Annotated in this window: 13 protein-coding genes; 12 read left to right on the forward strand and 1 reads right to left on the reverse strand. The window is 50.6% G+C overall.

The genetic code is table 11. The annotated features are described in order from the left end of the window. Positions 1-10: 10 nt before the first annotated feature. On the forward strand, positions 11-1033 hold the full coding sequence (locus tag OHJ21_RS02485; protein WP_100536175.1) for a potassium channel family protein: 1023 nt from the start codon (positions 11-13) through the stop codon (positions 1031-1033). Positions 1034-1185: 152 nt separating this feature from the next. Here OHJ21_RS02485 and OHJ21_RS02490 read toward each other — a convergent pair whose 3' ends face one another. Then, positions 1186-2142 carry a GntR family transcriptional regulator gene (locus OHJ21_RS02490; protein WP_100536176.1) on the reverse strand — a complete coding sequence of 319 codons (957 nt, stop codon included), beginning with the start codon at positions 2140-2142 and terminating at the stop codon, positions 1186-1188. A 148-nt stretch (positions 2143-2290) separates the two neighbouring features. Between OHJ21_RS02490 and OHJ21_RS02495 the strand changes: the two genes are divergently transcribed. From OHJ21_RS02495 to OHJ21_RS02545, 11 genes are all read left to right on the forward strand, one after another. Further along, positions 2291-2812 (forward strand): HPP family protein, encoded by a 522-nt coding sequence (locus OHJ21_RS02495; protein WP_100536177.1) that lies wholly within the window; start codon positions 2291-2293, stop codon positions 2810-2812. A 770-nt stretch (positions 2813-3582) separates the two neighbouring features. After that, on the forward strand, positions 3583-5841 hold the full coding sequence (locus OHJ21_RS02500; RefSeq protein WP_486019272.1) for a hypothetical protein: 2259 nt from the start codon (positions 3583-3585) through the stop codon (positions 5839-5841). Positions 5842-5859: 18 nt separating this feature from the next. Next, complete coding sequence (locus tag OHJ21_RS02505) at positions 5860-7053, forward strand: HEAT repeat domain-containing protein (protein WP_100536179.1); 1194 nt, start codon at positions 5860-5862, stop codon at positions 7051-7053. Between the two features lie 22 nt (positions 7054-7075). Continuing rightward, positions 7076-8464: a glycosyltransferase family 2 protein gene (locus OHJ21_RS02510; RefSeq protein ID WP_207797444.1), complete on the forward strand. Its 1389-nt coding sequence runs from the start codon at positions 7076-7078 to the stop codon at positions 8462-8464. A 61-nt stretch (positions 8465-8525) separates the two neighbouring features. Beyond that, positions 8526-9332 (forward strand): response regulator transcription factor, encoded by an 807-nt coding sequence (locus tag OHJ21_RS02515; RefSeq protein ID WP_486019273.1) that lies wholly within the window; start codon positions 8526-8528, stop codon positions 9330-9332. A 177-nt stretch (positions 9333-9509) separates the two neighbouring features. After that, positions 9510-10871: a nucleotide sugar dehydrogenase gene (locus OHJ21_RS02520; RefSeq protein ID WP_100536181.1), complete on the forward strand. Its 1362-nt coding sequence runs from the start codon at positions 9510-9512 to the stop codon at positions 10869-10871. A 17-nt stretch (positions 10872-10888) separates the two neighbouring features. Further along, positions 10889-11797, forward strand: a complete 909-nt coding sequence (locus OHJ21_RS02525; protein ID WP_486019274.1) for a hypothetical protein — start codon at positions 10889-10891, stop codon at positions 11795-11797. A gap of 425 nt (positions 11798-12222) precedes the next feature. Continuing rightward, a complete protein-coding gene (locus OHJ21_RS02530; RefSeq protein ID WP_486019275.1) occupies positions 12223-13710 on the forward strand; it encodes a polysaccharide deacetylase family protein in 1488 nt (495 codons plus the stop codon). Next, the gene (locus OHJ21_RS02535) at positions 13711-15024 is read left to right on the forward strand and encodes a nucleotide sugar dehydrogenase (protein WP_486019276.1); all 1314 of its coding nucleotides are present in this window, start codon (positions 13711-13713) and stop codon (positions 15022-15024) included. A gap of 19 nt (positions 15025-15043) precedes the next feature. Beyond that, positions 15044-16915 carry a glycosyltransferase family 2 protein gene (locus tag OHJ21_RS02540; RefSeq protein ID WP_486019277.1) on the forward strand — a complete coding sequence of 624 codons (1872 nt, stop codon included), beginning with the start codon at positions 15044-15046 and terminating at the stop codon, positions 16913-16915. Between the two features lie 32 nt (positions 16916-16947). Continuing rightward, positions 16948-18705, forward strand: a complete 1758-nt coding sequence (locus tag OHJ21_RS02545) for a polysaccharide deacetylase family protein (protein ID WP_326112257.1) — start codon at positions 16948-16950, stop codon at positions 18703-18705. Positions 18706-18721 lie beyond the last annotated feature (16 nt).

Genomic DNA, 18721 nt, shown 5'->3' on the forward strand with positions numbered 1-18721 from the left:
GAGCAGGAACGTGCACTTTTTTCTAAGATTATCTTTGAAAATGATGCGTCTGCGTAAAACAACGATTAGCGTGATTGTGGTACTGTTTGTGGTGCTGTGCTCGACCCTGGCATTTCTGCTGGAGCCGGAAACGTTTCACCATTGGTTTAACGCCCTTTATTGGGTGTTTACCACCATGGCAACCGTAGGTTATGGCGATTATTATGCAGTTACCGTGCCGGGAAAGATATTAACGATATTTATCTATATCTTTGGTATTGGGCTGCTAAGTTTAGTGATTGGCCGGGTCATTGAATCGTTTGGAAGCATACAGCGGCAGAGAGGGGCGGGCAGGTTGAATTTTCGGGGCAGTGATCATGTCGTTATTATCAATTGGAGCAAAAAAGCAAAGTCCGCGATCGATGAGATACTTTTGTTTTCGCCGAAGTCCCAGATCGTGGTCATTGATGATTCGAGTCAGCATCCTGTCGAGCATCTCGAACAGGTGCATTTTGTAAGCGGCGATCCAGCAGCGGATGACGTGCTGATGAGAGCCAACATTCTGGAGGCCAAATCGGCCATTGTTTTTGCGGATGCCCGGATTGATGAATCGGCTCTCGTGGACGGCAAGTCGCTCCTGATTGTTTCCAGCATTGAACGGATTGCGCCGAACGTACATACCACGGTGGAGATCGTGCAGGAGAAGCATGTTCAGAATTTCCGCTACAATCATGTGAACGAGTTTGTGCTTTCGCATGATGCCGTGTCCCGATTGGCCGTACGCGCGGCGCTCCAGGAAGGAAACTCGGATGTGCTGATGCAGCTGCTCAGCCGCCAGCACGGCGACGATATCTACGAAGTGGCATTGAACCCTGCATGGAAGACCTACGGCGATGCATTTCAGGATCTGCTGCGGCAAGGAGCAACGCTCATCTCCGATCGCAGCGATCTAAGCATTAACCGCAAGCTTGATGTCCCGATTCCACGGGATGCCAGGTTGTATGTGGTCTCGGACGAGGCGACCTATAAGCGGATTACAGGCAACCTTGCCTGAAGATGGGCCATCGATGCGAGGCCGGTGGAACTACATTGGGTCTTCGGTTTTAGTGATACCGGTATCCAGATGTTAAACATTCGGCACAGATAGAAACATCCAGCCTCCAAAACGCCCCTGTTTATAACAGTGGGCGTTTTTTCCTATTGGAATCAGACCATCTCTCTTAGAATGTTCTCACTGCTCTTCTCCAGCTTCATGGGAAACAGTTTCACCTTCTCGGGGGATAAGGCTCGAACCTCTTCATATGCGGCAGCAGATGCATAGACCCAATCGGATTCCTCGATCCGCTGCAGTAGGTCCTCCCGATTATCCAGCCCAGCCAAGTGGCCGTGGGGCCCCTCAATACCGGCTTCTTGAATGCGGCTGGCCATCCACTGTGCACCTGCCTTACCCAAGCAGACAAAGCTGATATCGCTTCCCGGTGTAAGCCGGGCAATCTCAAGCAGGACCGATGTTTCCACGCTGGCGCCAATGACCGTTACTTTTTTGTCATATTTGCTGCACAGAGCCTTTACTTCGGCATCGTGATTCAATGTTGTAACCATGTGGTTTGAGTACTCCAGCGCCTCGAATAGGGCCTGCTTCCCCGTCAACAGATCCTCCAGAAATACCGTTTTCACTTCGGCACCCGTCATTTGCTCAATCGCTGTCTGATAAAAGGGATAGTCATGTCCCTTACATTCGATGAACAGAATACGCTGCTTCGTGTTCTGGACAGGCTCCTGCAGCAGCGTATAGGCGAGGGATGCGGCAAAGAATTCGCTCGCCGGGATGTTAACGGAGCTTAACTCCTCCGTCGTTCGCTCGACCAGCTTGTGCATTAACTTTCTGCGAGTTCTAAGCTCCTCTACCTGCGCGTTGTTCAATACCTGCGTTCCTTTGCCTTTATGCATCGAGACGATCCCCTCTTCCTTCAACTGGTTGTAGACCAGATTCACGGTGTTCCGGTTCAGTCCCAGCAGATCCGCCAGCGCACCGGCCGGAGGCAGCATATCGAATGGTTCGATCTGTCCAATCCCAATCAACCACTTTAATTGCTCTTTAACCTGTGTGCTGACATTAAGGGTGGCGTGCGGGTCGACTCGAAGCATCAGTTTATGCGGCATAACAAAACCCTCTTTCCTAGTCAACTAGTAATTTAACTTTACACAATCATTCGTTAATTATCAAGAAAAGTATTGACATGTATGGATATAAGTCATTATCTTATATATAACTAAATAACTAGTTAAATATGAATAATGGAGGCTTATCATGAAGGATCTGGCAGCTGTGTATTTACAAAAAATGAAAGGGGGGGCTAGAAGTCCGTTGACCGTTCGTCCCATGAATATCGCCATTGGCTTTATCGGCGGGGCTGTTTCCATCGGATTGTTGGCTCTTCTGACAACACTTGCAGGGAGTGTTTGGATCATGGCACCCTTTGGTGCGAGCTGCGTGCTTGCGTTTGCGGTCTGGGACGCGCCGCTGTCACAGCCAAGGAACCTCATTGGAGGACATCTCATTTCAACATTCACGGGACTTGTGACGCTTGAGGTTCTGGGGGACGGAATCTGGGCCATGGCCATCGGTGTGGGAGCGGCGATCAGCTTGATGGGTATAACCAAAACGACCCATCCTCCGGCTGGAGCTGATCCCTTGGTTGTCATTATGGCTGGCAGCGGCTGGTCATTCTTGTTTACGCCGGTGCTTGCCGGGTCGGTCATGATCGTGGTTGTGGCTCTGCTCGTCAATAATGCGGTAAAGGAGCGAAGATATCCGACTTTTTGGTGGTGAAGGCAGTTTTTTCTTTGATGAATATACGGTAATCATGGTAACTTCTTCAATCAAATATCGTCAACAACAGACTCGGATCTACAATGGACCGGGTTTGATTTGTGTTGTTATGACGCAGATTTGAAAATTCCCAAACTAATTTATATACCACCATCCGGGAAAATCCAAACCGAAATCAGAAAAAATAGGCGATACTTACCACTTGATCCCGGGTGTCAAATCTATAGAATATTACACAATCCCGGTACAGGACTCTATTCTTATTTTGTATAAAAGGTTAATATTGCCAAACCTTTACAGGATGCGGTTCTCAGCCGTTTTTTTATACGACTTTGGTATCAAATTTGTAATAACTATGGATAATGATGTAAAAATGACCGGAACTTTAGCAATTTTTATGCGTTTAATCTTATGATTCACGAAAATTTTCTGAAAATCTTCGTCGTCTCGCTGCATTCCTCGGATGGAATGAAGTCATGCGGTTCCAGCCTTATTCGGGCAGCAATGCTTTTCACTGCACACAACTAACATCAGGCTGTGAAGTTGTCAAATGACAGGGACGAGGAGGCAGCGGCGAGTGTTATCGGGGGAAAAATGTGGAAGAGGTTTGTTTTACTTCTTTTTGACTACTATCGATATCGGAAAAGTTGGTAAAGAAGGAATATGGTATCGGGAACGCATCGGCTATAGAATGACGAGTATGGCTCAGTCGTCATATGTCGGTGCAGCAACAAGCATGTCAAAGAAAGGGCAGGTGAGCAACGAAGACGATGAGCAGACGAAAATGGTGGGTGATCGCAGCACTTTTCACTATAGTGCTTCTCTGCGGTGCCGCTGTAATTCTAGGATATCTACGACCGTCATTAAAAACGTATGCGGATGCGGACGGCGTGAAAATGAAATTCAAAACAGAGGGAACCTCCTTTCTGGTATATGAGGATGACGAAGTTTGGAAAGAGGTTTTTGCCAAAGGCGTGAATCTTGGGGCAACCGTACCTGGACATTATCCCGGTGAGCTTCCGGCAACGGAGGAAGATTACCTTCGCTGGTTTAAACAGATTGATGACATGGGAGCGAACGTAATCAGGGTCTACACCGTGCATAATCCGGTCTTTTATTCTGCGCTTGTGAAATATAACCGGGATAAAGGCGATGACCCCTTGTACTTCATGCAGGGCATTTGGTCACCGGAGGAGCAGCTAATCGAGCGTAAGGATGCGTATGACGAAGAAATCATCCAAACGTTCAAAGCGGAGATATCGAAGGCTGTTGCTGCAGTCTACGGCGATATCAACGTTGAGCCCAAGCATGGACAGTCGAGTGGCAAGTATAAGGTCAATGCAGGCAAGTACCTTATGGCCTGGCATGTGGGAACCGAGTGGGACCCAACCATGGTCGATAACACCAACACGGTACATAAGGATGTTCCTCAGTATGAGGGGTCCTATTTCTCGGGGACGAAGGACGCAAGTCCCTTTGAGAATTGGCTGGCATCTTTATTGGACTATACGGCTGCCGAGGAGCAGAAGTACGGATGGCAGCATCCGATGACATTTACCAATTGGGTCACAACGGATGTGCTTGAGCATCCGGGGGAACCGCTGTTTGAAGAAGACCTGGTGTCTGTTGATGCGAGGCATGTAGAACCGGTGAACTGGAATGCAGGATATTTTGCCGCATACCATGTGTATCCGTACTACCCGGATTTTTTCCGGACGGACAAAACGCTACAGACCCTTCCTGACGGGAATGGGGGTTATAACACGTACAAAGCCTACTTGCGAAAATTGAAGGCAGAATTCGAGGATATGCCGATTATGGTCACCGAATACGGCGTACCTTCGTCCATCGGTATTTCACACCACGGTCCTGGAGGGAAGGATCAAGGGGGGCATGATGAAGCGGAGCAAGGCGAAGTTAATGTTTCGCTGACCCAGGATATTTACGACGAAGGCTATTCCGGGGCGATTTTGTTCATGTGGCAGGACGAATGGTTTAAGAAAACATGGAATACGATGCCTTTTGAAATACCGGCAGACCGCCGGGCATTCTGGTTGAATGTGCTGACGAATGAGAAAATGTTCGGCGTTCTCGCCATGCAGCCGGGCAAGGTAGAGCAGATCACGATCGACGGGGATCTCAGCGATTGGGATAAAGTTCCCGAAGGGGAAGTCAAGACCTGGTCCGGAACGGCTCCGGGCGTCAAGAACATGAGGCTGACTCATGATGAAGCCTACCTGTATATCGGCATGGAACTGGAAGAAGCATTTGATCCCGAACGTTCCAAGCTTTTCATTGGAGCAGATACGATCCCTGGCGGCGACATCCCGAAGAAAGAACTGGCGGGACGAACGCTCCAAGGTGGAGCTTTGGAAACTTTGATTCAGTTAGGTCAAGAGGATGAATCCCAGGTCACCATAGCGCCATCATACGATTTCCACAGCCGTTTGTACGGTAAAGAGGGATATTGGATGCTGCCGGAAGAGGAAGCCAAGGGAGCCAAGGATGATCCTGTGGTGCCTGGAGGTTCGTTTCATGCCTGGAAGCTGGCCATCAGCCTGCTGATGAACCCGCCGGATACCCGCTTCTCCCATCCGTTTGTGGATGAGAAAGTAGGGATGCTGAAGCAGGGGACCAGTGATCCGAAATCTCCGGATTTTAATTCGCTTACGGCCTGGCAGTATCAAGACAGGTTTGTTGAGATGAGGATCCCATGGATGCTGCTCGGATTCGGGGATCCGAGTTCGCTGCAGGTGGTGGATTACAGCCCGCTTCAAGACAAGCGTACATTCAGCACGATAACAGCGGAAGGGATCCGGCTGGCTCCGTGGATCGCACAGCGATCTGAGAAAAACGGGAAATCAGCGTCAGGATCGGCAGCGTCCATCAACCTGGAGGAGATCGAACCCTATACTTGGGAGCTATGGGAAGCTACCAAGTACAGTGAACGATTAAAACAAAGCTATTATGATATGCAGGACATATTCACCCGTCTGTCCGAAAAAGAGCGGGAACCAGATGCTAAATAAAAGGAGGAGCCATCGGATATGTTTTCAAATTTAGAAATGGCATACGTCTTTGTCTATGTATGTCTCGGCCTTATTGCAGCCGGCATTATCCTGTTGTTCCAAATGAAGATCAAGCACAATGCCATACAAAGAGAAACGGAACGCTTAACAGAAAAACATCATGACTATTTTGTGTATGTCCAGAGTCATCTGCATGACGATACGAAGCTGGAGCTCCCGCCTGGGAAATTGACATCGGCTGATCGCCGGGTCATTCAAGCCAAGTTTATGGAGTGGATCGAGCAATTCAAAGGGGACGCCAGAGAGAAGCTCCTGCGTTTATGCCGGGATGCCGGATTTGTGGAAGAGGAGATTCGGGCATTATCCAGCCTGCGGAAGGACCGCCGTATTGAAGCGGTCTACCGCCTAGGCGGGATGCGTGCAGAAGAGGCCGTGCCGCAGCTTCAGCATCTGATGAACCGTACGAAATATGGTCCGATGACCATCATTATTGCGCGGGCGATTGCCAAAAGCGCAGTTCAGTCACAGCAGATTCGAGAAATGTTGTCCAAGCTGCTGGCCTACGATAAAGCCATTCATCATATGGCTGCCGATATTTTGCTGGAAACCCGGCTGGATTCAGCCAGCCTCATGCGCAAGCTCTTGGATGATCCCGATCCTGGACTGGTCAAGGTCTCGCTTGTAGCCATGTGGGGGCAGGCCATTCCGGCTGTCGTACCGGCACTCGATCGACTGGTCGGGTCCGAAGAGAAGGACGTCCGTGCGGAGGCGGTCAAGCTGTATCTTGGCTCCTATCCGGCCCTGAAGGATGATACCATTGCGGAGCTTATGAATGATCATGAGTGGGAAGTGCGCGCGGCAGCGGCAAAAGCGCTGGGACGGCTTCATGCCGCAGGCAGCATTCCAATTCTGGCTTCCGCCTTGAAGGACGAGAATTGGCATGTGCGCAACAACAGCGCGGAGAGTCTTGCCATGTTGGGAGAACAAGGCTTCGAGACATTGTGCCAAGCCGCGTTGACAGGAGAAGGTCCAGCCAGGGAAACGGCCTTGTACCGGATTGAGCGGATCATGTCCAACGAAGGCGAATATGAGCAAGTTGAGCAAATGGTGGCTTTTAACAAAAGAAAACTGGTGTACGATCGTTATTTCGGCGTTCAAACGAACAAACGGATCGGCACGGTTGCAGGAGTAGGAGGAGATTACACTGCTTAGAGATATCCTGCTCACTTACGGTATGGTGGCGATTTATTACGTCATGATCGTTAGCGCGCTTTATTTTGTAATTCTGATGTTTTCTTTCAGAAATATTAAGGATATTTTCAGACGCGCTACGTATTCCAAATACAATACGCTCTCGGGTTCGGAACTGGTTCCATCGGTATCATTGCTGGTTCCCGCCTATAACGAAGAGTTGACCATCGCGGAGAATGTCCGCTGTCTGATGACGCTGAACTATCCAACCTACGAGGTCATCGTCATCAATGACGGATCCTCCGACGAGACGCTGAAGGTGCTGATTGAGGAGTATGGTTTGACGCTGCTGCCCAATCCGGAGATCCGCGGGAACATCAGCACGAACAAGGTTCGGGGCATTTATTATAATCCGCAGTACCCGCAGCTTTACCTCATCGACAAAGAGAACGGCGGTAAGGCGGATTCATTGAACGCGGGCATTAACCTGTCCCGTTATCCGCTGATTTCTTCCATCGATGCGGATTCATTGCTGGAGAAGGATGCGCTGATCCGGATGGCCCGCATGTATATGGAGAATCCCGAGGAAACGGTGGCCATCGGCGGGGATGTTCGGATCGCCAATGGCTGCGTGATTGAGAACGGAGAGGTTAAGGATGTATCCTTGCCGCGCCGGATATGGCCGATGTTCCAATCGATCGAATATCTGAAGGCTTTCCTGGGTGGACGAATCGGGTGGAGCCATTTCAATGGGCTCATCATCGTCTCGGGAGCCTTCGGCTTGTTCCGCAAAGATTATGTCATCGCGGTAGGCGGCTATCGGGGAGGCTACCCCGGTGAAGATATGAACATCATTATCAAGCTGCACCGCTATATGCTGGAAAATAAAATCAAATACCGCGTTTCCTTTTGCCCGGAAGCGGTGTGCTGGACGCAGGCGCCGGACAGCTACAACATTTTGTCCAATCAGCGCAAGCGCTGGGGACGGGGAAACTTGAAGAACATGATCGAGAACCGCGATATGGTGTTCAATCCGAAATATAAAGTCATGGGCATGTTGACGATGCCCTACAACGTTATTTTTGAAGCGCTAAACCCTTACTTCAGAATTACGGGCCTTCTGGCTCTGCTTGGATATGTATTGCTGGATATGACAAATTGGCATGTGCTGGTCGTGTTTGGACTCGTCAATTTTTTAAGTGGGTACCTGCTCAGCGTAGGAGCTCTCATCCTGGAGGAGATGGCCTTCCGCCGGTATACCAAATTGTCCGATCTGGTGAAGATGCTCTTCTTCTCGGCACTCAAATTCGTGGGTTACCACCAGTTAGGTGTGCTGTGGAGAGTACAGGGGCATATTCAATATCTGCAAAACAACAATTCATGGGGTACCATGACCCGGCAGAGCTGGAAAGATAAGAACGAGGCTGCCTGACTTCAAGGCCCGGTTCATATGTAACAGCATCAAAATATAAAGAGAGGTGGGACCTACAGTTATGTCTCAATCCGCAACATTGCAACGCGTGCAGGCCGTTGATTTTTACGGCCGCCTGGAGGAGGAAGTGAGAAACCATAGCCATGGAACAGCGTTGCTGTTTCTGTACTGTGCAGGCAATTCGTCCGAGATGGAGGCTGGGCAGGCGGAGGTTCAAAGCTTTGTGGACCAGTTGTCCGGCGTGAACGGTGAGGTACTGCTTGACACCAATACCGGTGTGTTGGCCGTTACCTTGCCTGGATATTCGCTGGATGCCGCCCATTATCAGGCATTGCTCCTGAAGCAGCATCTGCAAGGCCGTTTGGAGCAAGCAGATCCGCGTATTACGCTTGCAGCGCTTACTGAAGTGCCGTCAGCGCTGACGTTGAAGCAGATGGCAGAAGCGACCAAGCTCAGCACCTCTTCGGATATTCATATATTTACGCAGGAGGAAGTAGACAGCGGTCAAAACCGCATTCTCATCGTGGATCAAGATGCCACGGTGAGGGAGTTTTTACAGATCCGCTTGACCATGCAAGGTTATGAAACTCTTGAAGCAGTAGACGGTTTGGAGGCGCTGGATCTCATCCCGAAATGGGAGCCGGATCTTGTGCTGACCGAGCTCAACCTGCATGGCATCGACGGCCTGCCTTTCATTCATCATATCCAGCAGCTGGATATGAAGGAACCGCCCAAAATTGTGGTATTAACCGAGAAACGAGTGGAGCAGACGATCAGCCAATGTTTCCAAAACGGGGTGGATGATTATGTAACCAAACCGTTCTCGCCGGTGGAACTGGATGCCCGCATCCGCCGCTGCCTTCATTAAACACATCGTTACTAACGCTTTTAGTTTGAAGAGAATTGATGAATGATACGTGATTAGTTGAGCTGAGAGGTTCTTTAATCGCAAGGAGAGAGTTCAACAAAACGAGGTCTGTCTTTTGGCGAAATAGGCAAAAGAAATAGACAAATAGACTATACATCCGATGGAGGTTGAATACTTGTGAATGAGGAATATGAAACGTTATTGAGTGCCATTGAGAATAAGAAAGCCGTTCTGGGTGTTGTGGGACTGGGCTATGTAGGATTGCCGCTGGCTGTGGAAATGGTAAGACAGGGATTCACGGTCATCGGTATCGATCTGGATTCGGATAAAATTGACCGCATTTACCGCGGCGAGTCCTATATTACGGACATCTCGTCCGAAGAGCTTGCGGCATGCATGGAGACCGGACGCTTTAAGCCGACAACGGATTACAGCATGATTGCTGTGATTGACGCGGTCAGCATCTGCGTGCCGACGCCGCTCAGCGAGAATCAGGACCCGGATACTTCCTACATTACAATGGTAGTCGATCAGCTCAAACGCTATATGAAGCCTAATCTGTTAATTACGCTGGAGAGCACGACGTATCCGGGAACCACGGAGGAACTGATTCAACAGCCGATTGAGAAGCTCGGTTATAAGGTTGGCCAAAACTTCTATCTGTGCTTCTCGCCGGAACGGGTCGATCCATCCAACAGCCGGTTCAATACACGAAATACGCCGAAGGTCATCGGAGGAACGACGGACGCCTGCCTAAAGCTGGGTGAAGCGTTGTACAAGCAGTACGTTGAGACGGTTGTACCCGTTAGCAACCCGAAAGTGGCGGAAATGTCCAAGCTGCTGGAGAATACGTTCCGCAGCGTGAATATTGCCTTTGTCAACGAGATGGCCATGATGTGCGACCGCATGGGCATTGATGTATGGGAAGTGATCAATGCCGCGGCAACCAAGCCGTTCGGATTCATGCCATTCTATCCGGGACCGGGCATCGGCGGCCATTGCATTCCGCTGGATCCCATGTACCTGTCCTGGAAGGCCAAGGGCTTCCGCTTCTACAGCAAATTCATTGAGCTGGCACAGTCCACCAACGATAATATGCCTTACTACGTGATCAACAAGACGGCTACGATTCTGAATGAATATGCCAAATCGATCAAGCGCTCCAGTATCCTGCTGTTAGGCATGGCTTACAAACCGGACATCAGCGATCTGCGTGAATCACCGGGACTTGAAGTATACGAACAGTTCAAGGAAAATGGCGCCTATGTGGATTATTACGATCCGTATGCCCACAGTTTTGTGGATAAGCAAGGCGAGACGATTCACAGCGTGGAGTATGATCTTGCGAAATTCAGCCGTTACGATTGCATCGTCCTCATTACAAACCACAGCAATCTGGATTATCATTCGATCGCTTCCACCGGCGTGCCGATCTTAGATACACGAAATGCGTTTAAAGCGTTCGCCGAGCCTCATATCTACAAGATCGGCCATTCCGTTCAGCATGTAGCTGAGCCTGGTGAGGCTGTCTTGATCTGATGAAATGGACGAGAAGAATGAGGCCTATACATGCAAAAGCGAAGTGGATCATCCTGGTTGCCGGCATCTGTCTTTTGCTGCTGATCCTTCTTCTTCTCCCGTCAGGCAAGGTGAATCAGAACAAGGCTACATGGCTGTGGGATGCAAGTCTGATCCGGAGTGAAACGGAGGAGATTGTGGCCTTTAGCGGCAGGGAAGGCATTACAACGATCTTTTTGCAGATTCAACAAGAGGTTACGGACGAGGAGTACCGCCATTTTGTAGCTGCTGCACATCAGCAGGGCATCAGCGTTCACGCCTTGAACGGTCAGCCGGATTGGGCTTATGAGGAAGGCCGGCGAAAAGGGATGGAGCTGCTGACCTGGCTGGAAGCGTACAATCGTACGGCTGCGCCGGAGGAGAAATTCGAGGGCGTGCAGTTTGATGTCGAGCCCTATGTGCTCCGGAGATGGGGCCGCGAACAGGCACAGGTGGTGGAAGAATGGAGCGCAAACATGGAGGTTTGGGTGCAGGAGGCAAAGCGTCAGGGGCTATGGTTCAGTGCCGCGGTACCATTCTGGCTTGACTCGATCCCTGGACCCCGCAGTGCGGATGACGACTCGTTCAGCCGCTGGATGATCCAGAACACGGACGCGATTGCCGTTATGGCGTACCGGGACAGCGGGGAACAGATGTATGAATTGTCCAAGGAAGAGCTGGAGCAGGCGGATGAACTCGGCAAGTCCGTCTGGATCGGCATGGAGCTCGGGGATACGGAGGAAGGCGAGCACCTGACCTTCTTTGCCAAGAGCGAACGGGAGATGGAGGACGAAGCCCTGCGTGCCGCCAAACTTGGCAGCGATCATTCTTCCTTTGCGGGAATGGCCGTCCATCACTACCAGGCCTGGGTTCACAAACGAACCGCGATGGCTGGGGAAGAGCCTTGATTTACCATAAGGTTTAATTACGAATTCCGGTTAAATGGTAACAACATGAACAACAACATGAATCATTCACAATTCAACGTACCTTCGAAGGTCTTAAGAGACTTTCGAAGGTTTTTTTGTCTGACAAGGGGGTGAGGCCCCGGTTGAATCGGAATTGTTTAGAAATTGTATAGAACTGAATTCTATAATGTGAATCATCGAGCGGCAGGGAGTAAGAGCATGTTTTGAATGAGTATGGGGCAATGGATTACATAAGCTGGACGACCGGGGGGCCTTATTGTAATTCAAAGTTTTGAAAAAGATGAAAACCCATGAAATTTCCCGAAATGTTATAGCAATTAGGATAGGTTGGTGTTATATTCTATTGGTTTGTTCAGTAAGGGCTTTAATAAATACCCTGTTTGAAATTTAAAAGGAGTATCCAGATGAATAAAGATTCTAGTAAAACCCGAATGTTACACCTGCTTACGAGGATGACCGGACTGTTGTTACCCCTGGCGTTATTGGGCGGTTGCGGTCTTTTTGGAGGTAAGCAAGCTCCCGGCGATGAAGCGGGAGGCTCGACGGCTGCTGTTCCGAAAGTGGAACGGTATACGGGAGAGAAGAGCAGGGAAATCCCGTTTGTTTATACGGCCAGGAAGGAATTGGCGCTTACCTTTAACGGCATGGGCGATAAAGCGACCATGATGGCACTGATCGATGAGCTGGATGCGCACGGAATCAAGGCGACGTTCTTTCTTCCGGGCATCAGAGTGGCGGAGGAACCGGACATTGCGGAAGCCATTTTGTCCAGAGGTCATGAAATTGAGAACAACACGCTCAATCAGCTCGATATGAATCAGCTTGATTACGATCAGATCTATAAGGAAATCAAACTCGCGAACGATGTCATTAAACGGGAAACGGGCGCCCAGCCCCGCTATGTTCGGACACGCTCGGGCGATTATCCGGACGAAGTGCCGCTGGCAGCTGCACATCTTGGAATGAAGGCCGTTGTAAGTTATAACATTAATCCCAAGGACCGCAATATGCAGAGTGCTGAAGAGATTGGAGAGTATGTGACCAGGTTCATCTCCAGAGGCGGGATTATTTCCATGAATACCGACGTTAATCCGGAAGTCATTTCTTCTATTAAATACATAGCCCAGGCCGTGGACGATATCGGATATCAATTGGTTACGCTGGATGAGCTGGTGCAGCATGGCGGCGTGCGAAAACCGCTCGAGTTAATTCCGGGATACGACGCTGCAAGAATGAACCCGGATTATCAACAGGCGAAATATGAACTGGTTTATAAAGTCAATACGAACAAAAAAGAAGTTGCCCTGACGTTTGATGATTTCGGAAGCGACAAAACGGTAACCCGCATCCTTGATATTTTGGAGGAGCATGATGTGAAAGCTACCTTCTTCCTCCGGGCCAAAGGAGTGGAAAGCAACCCGAATTTGGCGCGGGCGATGGTGGAAGGCGGACATGATGTGGCTAACCATTCCTACAGTCATCCCGTCGTTACTTCGCTAACGCCGGAAGAGCTGCAGAAGGATGTCGTCAAGGCCCACCAGGTCATTACGGAGGCCATACAGCAGCAGCCTGTGATGCTGTTTCGTCCGCCGACCGGCGTGGTAGATGACGAACGGGCCAAAGCGCTGGCGGCTACCGGTTACCCGGCCATTGCGATGTACGATGTGACTACGCTGGATTGGGATGTTTCCAATAGTGCCGACGATATTGTAAACGGGGTTATGACCAAGACCCAAAGGGGAAGCGTCATTTTGCTGCATATGCTGGATGACATTCATACCATTGAGGCTCTGCCCAGAGTGCTGGAAGGGCTGAAGAATAAAGGATATACGTTTGTAAAAATGGCGGACATGATGCAGCTGCAGGACAAAGCCGCAATGGAGATGGAATAGATGGAATTATTTGAAAATATGCTGGACCGCGTGGACAAATTGGCGATCGTCGGTCTTGGATATGTGGGCTTGCCGCTGGCGGTCGCATTCTCAAGAAGATTGGATGTCATCGGCTTTGATTTGAGCGAGGCCAAGGTGCAGCAGTATCGAAGCGGATTCGATGCTACCGGTGAGATCGGGGATACCTCGCTTACGAACTGTACGGCCGCCTTCACCTCGGATCCGGACAAGCTCAAGGAAGCTCGCTGCTTTATTGTAGCCGTTCCGACACCCGTAAAAAGCGGGAATGTGCCGGACCTGAAATTCGTGCGCAATGCCAGCCGTTTGGTTGGCCGGGCATTGACCCGGGGCGCGGTTGTTGTGTATGAGTCAACGGTTTATCCGGGCGTTACGGAGGAAGTGTGCATTCCGATTCTTGAAGAGGAGTCCGGCCTGCGCCTGGGCGTGGACTTCAAGGTGGGGTATTCCCCGGAACGGATTAATCCCGGAGACCAGGTTCACCGGCTCGAGACCATCGTGAAAATTGTGTCCGGCAATGACCCGGAAGCGCTGGAGACGGTTGCCAATCTATATGAACTGATCATCGATGCAGGCGTCCACCGGGCGGAAAGCATCCGGGTGGCGGAAGCAGCCAAAGTCATCGAGAATGCCCAGCGCGATATCAATATCGCCTTCATGAACGAGCTTTCCATGCTGTTCAACCAGATGGATATCGATACGAATGCCGTGCTGCGGGCGGCGGAAACGAAGTGGAATTTCCTCCCGTTCCGGCCGGGGCTCGTCGGCGGACATTGCATCGGAATTGATCCCTATTATCTCACGTATAAGGCCGAGGATACGGGATATCATTCCAAGATTATTTTGGCCGGGCGGCATATCAATGACGGAATGGGGAAATACATCGCCCAGCATGTCATTAAACTCGCGGTTCGCCAAGGTATTGATCTGATGAGGGCAAAGGTGGCGGTAATGGGCCTGGCCTTTAAGGAAGACTGCCGGGATATCCGCAACTCCAAGGTCATCGATATTATCCGGGAGCTGCAGGACTACGGGATTCAGCCGATGGTCGCCGACCCGCACGTAGACCGTCATCAGGCTTATGTGGAATATGGAATCGAGCTGTCGGACATGAGCGAATTGAGAGACATCCGGATTGCGGTTGTAGCCGTCGCTCACCGGGAGTTCAAGCAGCTTGGGATTGCCGAATTCAAGGACATGTTTAACGCTGAAGAGGCGAAGCTTCTGATTGACGTGAAGGGAGCTTATCCAAAAACCGAATATGAAGCGAACGGCTTTCATTATTGGAGTTTGTAGATAACGATGGGAGAAAGCAATGAGGATTATAAAAAGAAAGCAACCGAAGAGCACCAAGGAAGTTCTTACGGTTCCGCGTACGGACAGACGTACGCTTTCCTACGTACCCGATCCGGAGCAGATCCGTTTGAACGCGGACCGGAGAGGCAACCGAGCACAGCAGCCCGGGGATGATGTGTCCAGTTCTGAGTATTTAAATAAGCTGCGTATGCTCAGCTTGCGTTATGAAGCGGAATTTGAAGTATGGATCGTTCCCAAGGGGAAAAAGAAAAAGGCCGGGATCAAGGGGCAGGCTGCCGACATTTCGGCCACCGGCCTGCTGCTCAGGCTGCCGGACGCTTCTTCAGGTCTTGAAGTGGGCGACAAGGTAAAAGCCCGATTCCGGATCCGGCCAGGCGCGATGCCCGAAGGTTTCGAATCGGCCGTAAGGATGGATGCAAGCGTCGTTCGCCGGGCAACAAATTCGACGGAATCCGGTGAAGAACATATGCTTGCCTTAGAATTTGAGAAGCCGCTGACGGAATATTTTCAGCGCAAACGGTGGGGCTATTCCGTGTATTCTGCCAGCGCGTTGATGTTTATGGCGGTGCTCTTCATCATACTGATGCGTGCCGAAAGCATTATCTATTTCAAATACAACATGGTGCTGTATTTGTACAGCTTAATCGCAGCCCTGTTTCTGCTGACACGCTACCTGTTCGGGTCGTTATATCGCGATGTGCCGATCAATCCGGATTACACGCCGGGGGTTTCGATTATCATCCCCTGCTTCAATGAAGCGGATTGGATCAAACGTACGATTCTGAGCTGTATTAATCAGGACTATCCGGTAGATAAGCTGGAAGTCATTGTCGTGGATGACCGTTCGACAGACCAGTCGGTACAGCAGATCAAGGATATGATCGAAGTGATTCATTCCGAGGCGGAGCGTTACGCTACCCGCGAACGCCTGTCCTATACGGTGCTGCCGGAGAATGCGGGCAAGCGGGTCGCCCTGGTCAAAGGTGTGGAGATGGCGAAGCATGATCTGGTGGTGTTCGTGGACTCCGACAGCTTTTTGGACCCGACGGCGATTCGCCACCTCGTTCAGCCTTTTCAGGACCCTAAGATGGGCGGCGTCGCCGGCCGGACGGACGTCGAGAACAAATATACCAATAACATGACGAAGCTGCAGACTGTGCGTTATTATATTGCGTTTCGGATCATGAAAGCGGCGGAGTCATGGTTTGACAGCGTGACCTGCCTGTCGGGCCCGTTATCCTGCTATCGAAAAGAGCTGATCATGCAGCATGCGGATGCCTGGCTGAACCAGAAGTTTCTGGGCAGACCCGCCACTTTCGGGGATGACCGAAGCATGACGAACTTTATTTTGAAAACACATCGTACCGGTTACCAGGATTCCGCCATATGCTCGACGATTGTCCCTTCGCAGATGAAGGTGTTCCTGAAGCAGCAGATGCGCTGGAAGCGCTCATGGCTGCGCGAGTCGCTGCGGGCTGGAGGCTTTATTTGGCGCAAAGAGCCGTTTATGGCCTTGTTTTTCTACATCGGCCTGATCGTGCCGATTGCCGCGCCTGTCGTGGTTGCCTATAACTTGATGTACGTGCCGATCGTTCACGGCATTTTTCCGGGGACCTTCCTGATGGGCTTGCTGCTGATGGCGCTGCTGATGAGTCTTGCCCACCTGCTGTTTCGCAAGAGCAGGCTCTGGGTGTTCGGCTTCGTGTTCTGTCTGTTCTATGAATTTGTCCTGTTATGGCAGATGCCGGTGGCCTGGTTTACCTTCTGGAAGTCGACATGGGGGACCCGGGAAACGCCGCAGGATATTGAAGCGAGAGAGAAGAAGGAAGCCCGCAAGCGCAAAGGCAAAAAATTCGGATTACCGTTCTGATCGTGTCAAAGCGGTTGAAGTGAGGATGACCAATGGGTAAAAAACAAAAAACAGCCCTCAATGTTCAGCGGAAAAATCGCCGCAAGATCATCAAAGTTACGGCACAGGTCGTTGTATTGGCTGTAGCAGCCGTCCTGCTGGCGAATGCGATTTTCGATTTTCGCACATTTAAAGAGCCGGACAAATCGGCCTGGCGTCAGGATCAGGGCTTTATTGCGCTATCCTATTTCGGAGTCGGCCGCACCGGGACATCCAAGCTCGTATCCAAGAGCCAGCTGGATGCCCAACTGAAGGCCTTATATGAACAGGGCTACACCACGATTTCGCAGCAAGATATTATCGATTATTATCGTCATGGCAAGAAGCTGCCGGATAAAGCGTTGTACCTGTCCTTTGAAGACGGACGGAATGACTCCGCATTATTCGCGCAGCCCCTGCTGGAGAAATACAATTATAAGGCCACTTTCCTGTCCTATGCAGGCAAAATGGGCAATAGTGAACGGAAATTTCTGCAGCCGAAGGATATGCTGAAGATGACCCGCACCGGTTATTGGGAGCTGGGGACCAACGGCAACCGGCTGACTTATATTAATATTTTTGATCGTGAAGGCCGTTACATCGGCGTTAAGGACGAAGGTGAACTGACCGCCAAATCCCATGTGGAATATTACAACCACTATTTGATGGATTTCATACGCGACGAGAATATGATTCCGCTCGAGAACCGCGCGGAGATGGAAGAACGGATCCAAGCTGACTATGAGGCGATGAATAAAGTCTATACGGAAGCGCTTGGTTACGTTCCAGGCACGTATATGATCATGCACGCCAATGCGCTTGGCGGAGGCATGAATCAGCTTGTTGCCAATGCCAATACGGAGCAGATTAGGCAGCTGTTTGAAATGAATTTCAACCGGGAAGGAATGGCCTTCAACTCGAAGGACAGCGATCTTTATAATCTGACTCGGGTCCAGCCTGCTCCTTACTGGTCTACCAATCATCTGTTGATGAAGCTGCACAAGGACCAAGGACAACCTATGCAATTTGTGCGGGGGGACGAGCAGCAGGCTGAGAAGTGGGAGGTGCTTGGCGGAGCCGCTGAATTTGCGGATAACCGTTTCGTGGTCACATCGCCTCCGTCTCAGGCAGGGACCGTTTATTTGAAGGGCAGCGAAGAGTCTGACGTGACCGTCTCGGTTAAGGCACTCGGTAATGTGGTAGGACGGCAGTCCATTTATGTCCGTTACGACCGGACGAAGGGCTCTTACTTAAGGCTTCTTCTGGAGAACAATAACGTGGTGGTGGAACAGAAGAGAGCGGGTCAAGCGCCCGAAGAGCTGTTCACTTATTCCTTGCCGAAGGTCGAGTGGGGGGAAGAGGATCTGCAATTCGACAAGGCATCGGTATATACCAAGGAGCAGACGCAGTCCGGAGACCGGGATGATGAGAATGAGTATCCCGTCAACATACTTGGAAACCGTAGGTTGGAGATTTCGGTGAAAGGCCATTCTCTGTCCGTGAGTGTCGATCAACAGTTGATTCTGAATCAGCAGCCTGTGGATGTTTCGATTGGCGCAGGGGGCGTGGCGTTTGAATCGCAATATCACGAGCAGAATGAGAAAGATGATATTTACGACGCTATTTTTGAAGATGTTACGATTGCATCCGAGCCTGCGGGCGGTGATCGGAAGCTGCTGTTTACGAACAAGCCGTCCGGACTGACCGGTGTCCTGACAGGCGTGCAGAGAAGTTTGAGCCGGGCGGTTGACTGGGCTGTGGAAACTTTTTAATATTCGGATGGCGTAG

Source organism: Virgibacillus sp. LDC1, from assembly GCF_025792345.1.
Lineage (GTDB): Bacteria > Bacillota > Bacilli > Paenibacillales > Paenibacillaceae > Paenibacillus_AQ > Paenibacillus_AQ lautus.

What these genes read in the sequence shown, in the direction of transcription:
- OHJ21_RS02490 (WP_100536176.1), bottom strand. Translation starts at nt 2,142, where the DNA reads ATGCCGCATAAACTGATGCTTCGAGTCGACCCGCACGCCACCCTTAAT.
- OHJ21_RS02495 (WP_100536177.1), top strand. Translation starts at nt 2,291, where the DNA reads ATGAAGGATCTGGCAGCTGTGTATTTACAAAAAATGAAAGGGGGGGCT.
- OHJ21_RS02500 (WP_486019272.1), top strand. Translation starts at nt 3,583, where the DNA reads ATGAGCAGACGAAAATGGTGGGTGATCGCAGCACTTTTCACTATAGTG.
- OHJ21_RS02505 (WP_100536179.1), top strand. Translation starts at nt 5,860, where the DNA reads ATGTTTTCAAATTTAGAAATGGCATACGTCTTTGTCTATGTATGTCTC.
- OHJ21_RS02510 (WP_207797444.1), top strand. Translation starts at nt 7,076, where the DNA reads ATGGTGGCGATTTATTACGTCATGATCGTTAGCGCGCTTTATTTTGTA.
- OHJ21_RS02515 (WP_486019273.1), top strand. Translation starts at nt 8,526, where the DNA reads ATGTCTCAATCCGCAACATTGCAACGCGTGCAGGCCGTTGATTTTTAC.
- OHJ21_RS02525 (WP_486019274.1), top strand. Translation starts at nt 10,889, where the DNA reads ATGAGGCCTATACATGCAAAAGCGAAGTGGATCATCCTGGTTGCCGGC.
- OHJ21_RS02530 (WP_486019275.1), top strand. Translation starts at nt 12,223, where the DNA reads ATGAATAAAGATTCTAGTAAAACCCGAATGTTACACCTGCTTACGAGG.
- OHJ21_RS02535 (WP_486019276.1), top strand. Translation starts at nt 13,711, where the DNA reads ATGGAATTATTTGAAAATATGCTGGACCGCGTGGACAAATTGGCGATC.
- OHJ21_RS02540 (WP_486019277.1), top strand. Translation starts at nt 15,044, where the DNA reads ATGAGGATTATAAAAAGAAAGCAACCGAAGAGCACCAAGGAAGTTCTT.
- OHJ21_RS02545 (WP_326112257.1), top strand. Translation starts at nt 16,948, where the DNA reads ATGGGTAAAAAACAAAAAACAGCCCTCAATGTTCAGCGGAAAAATCGC.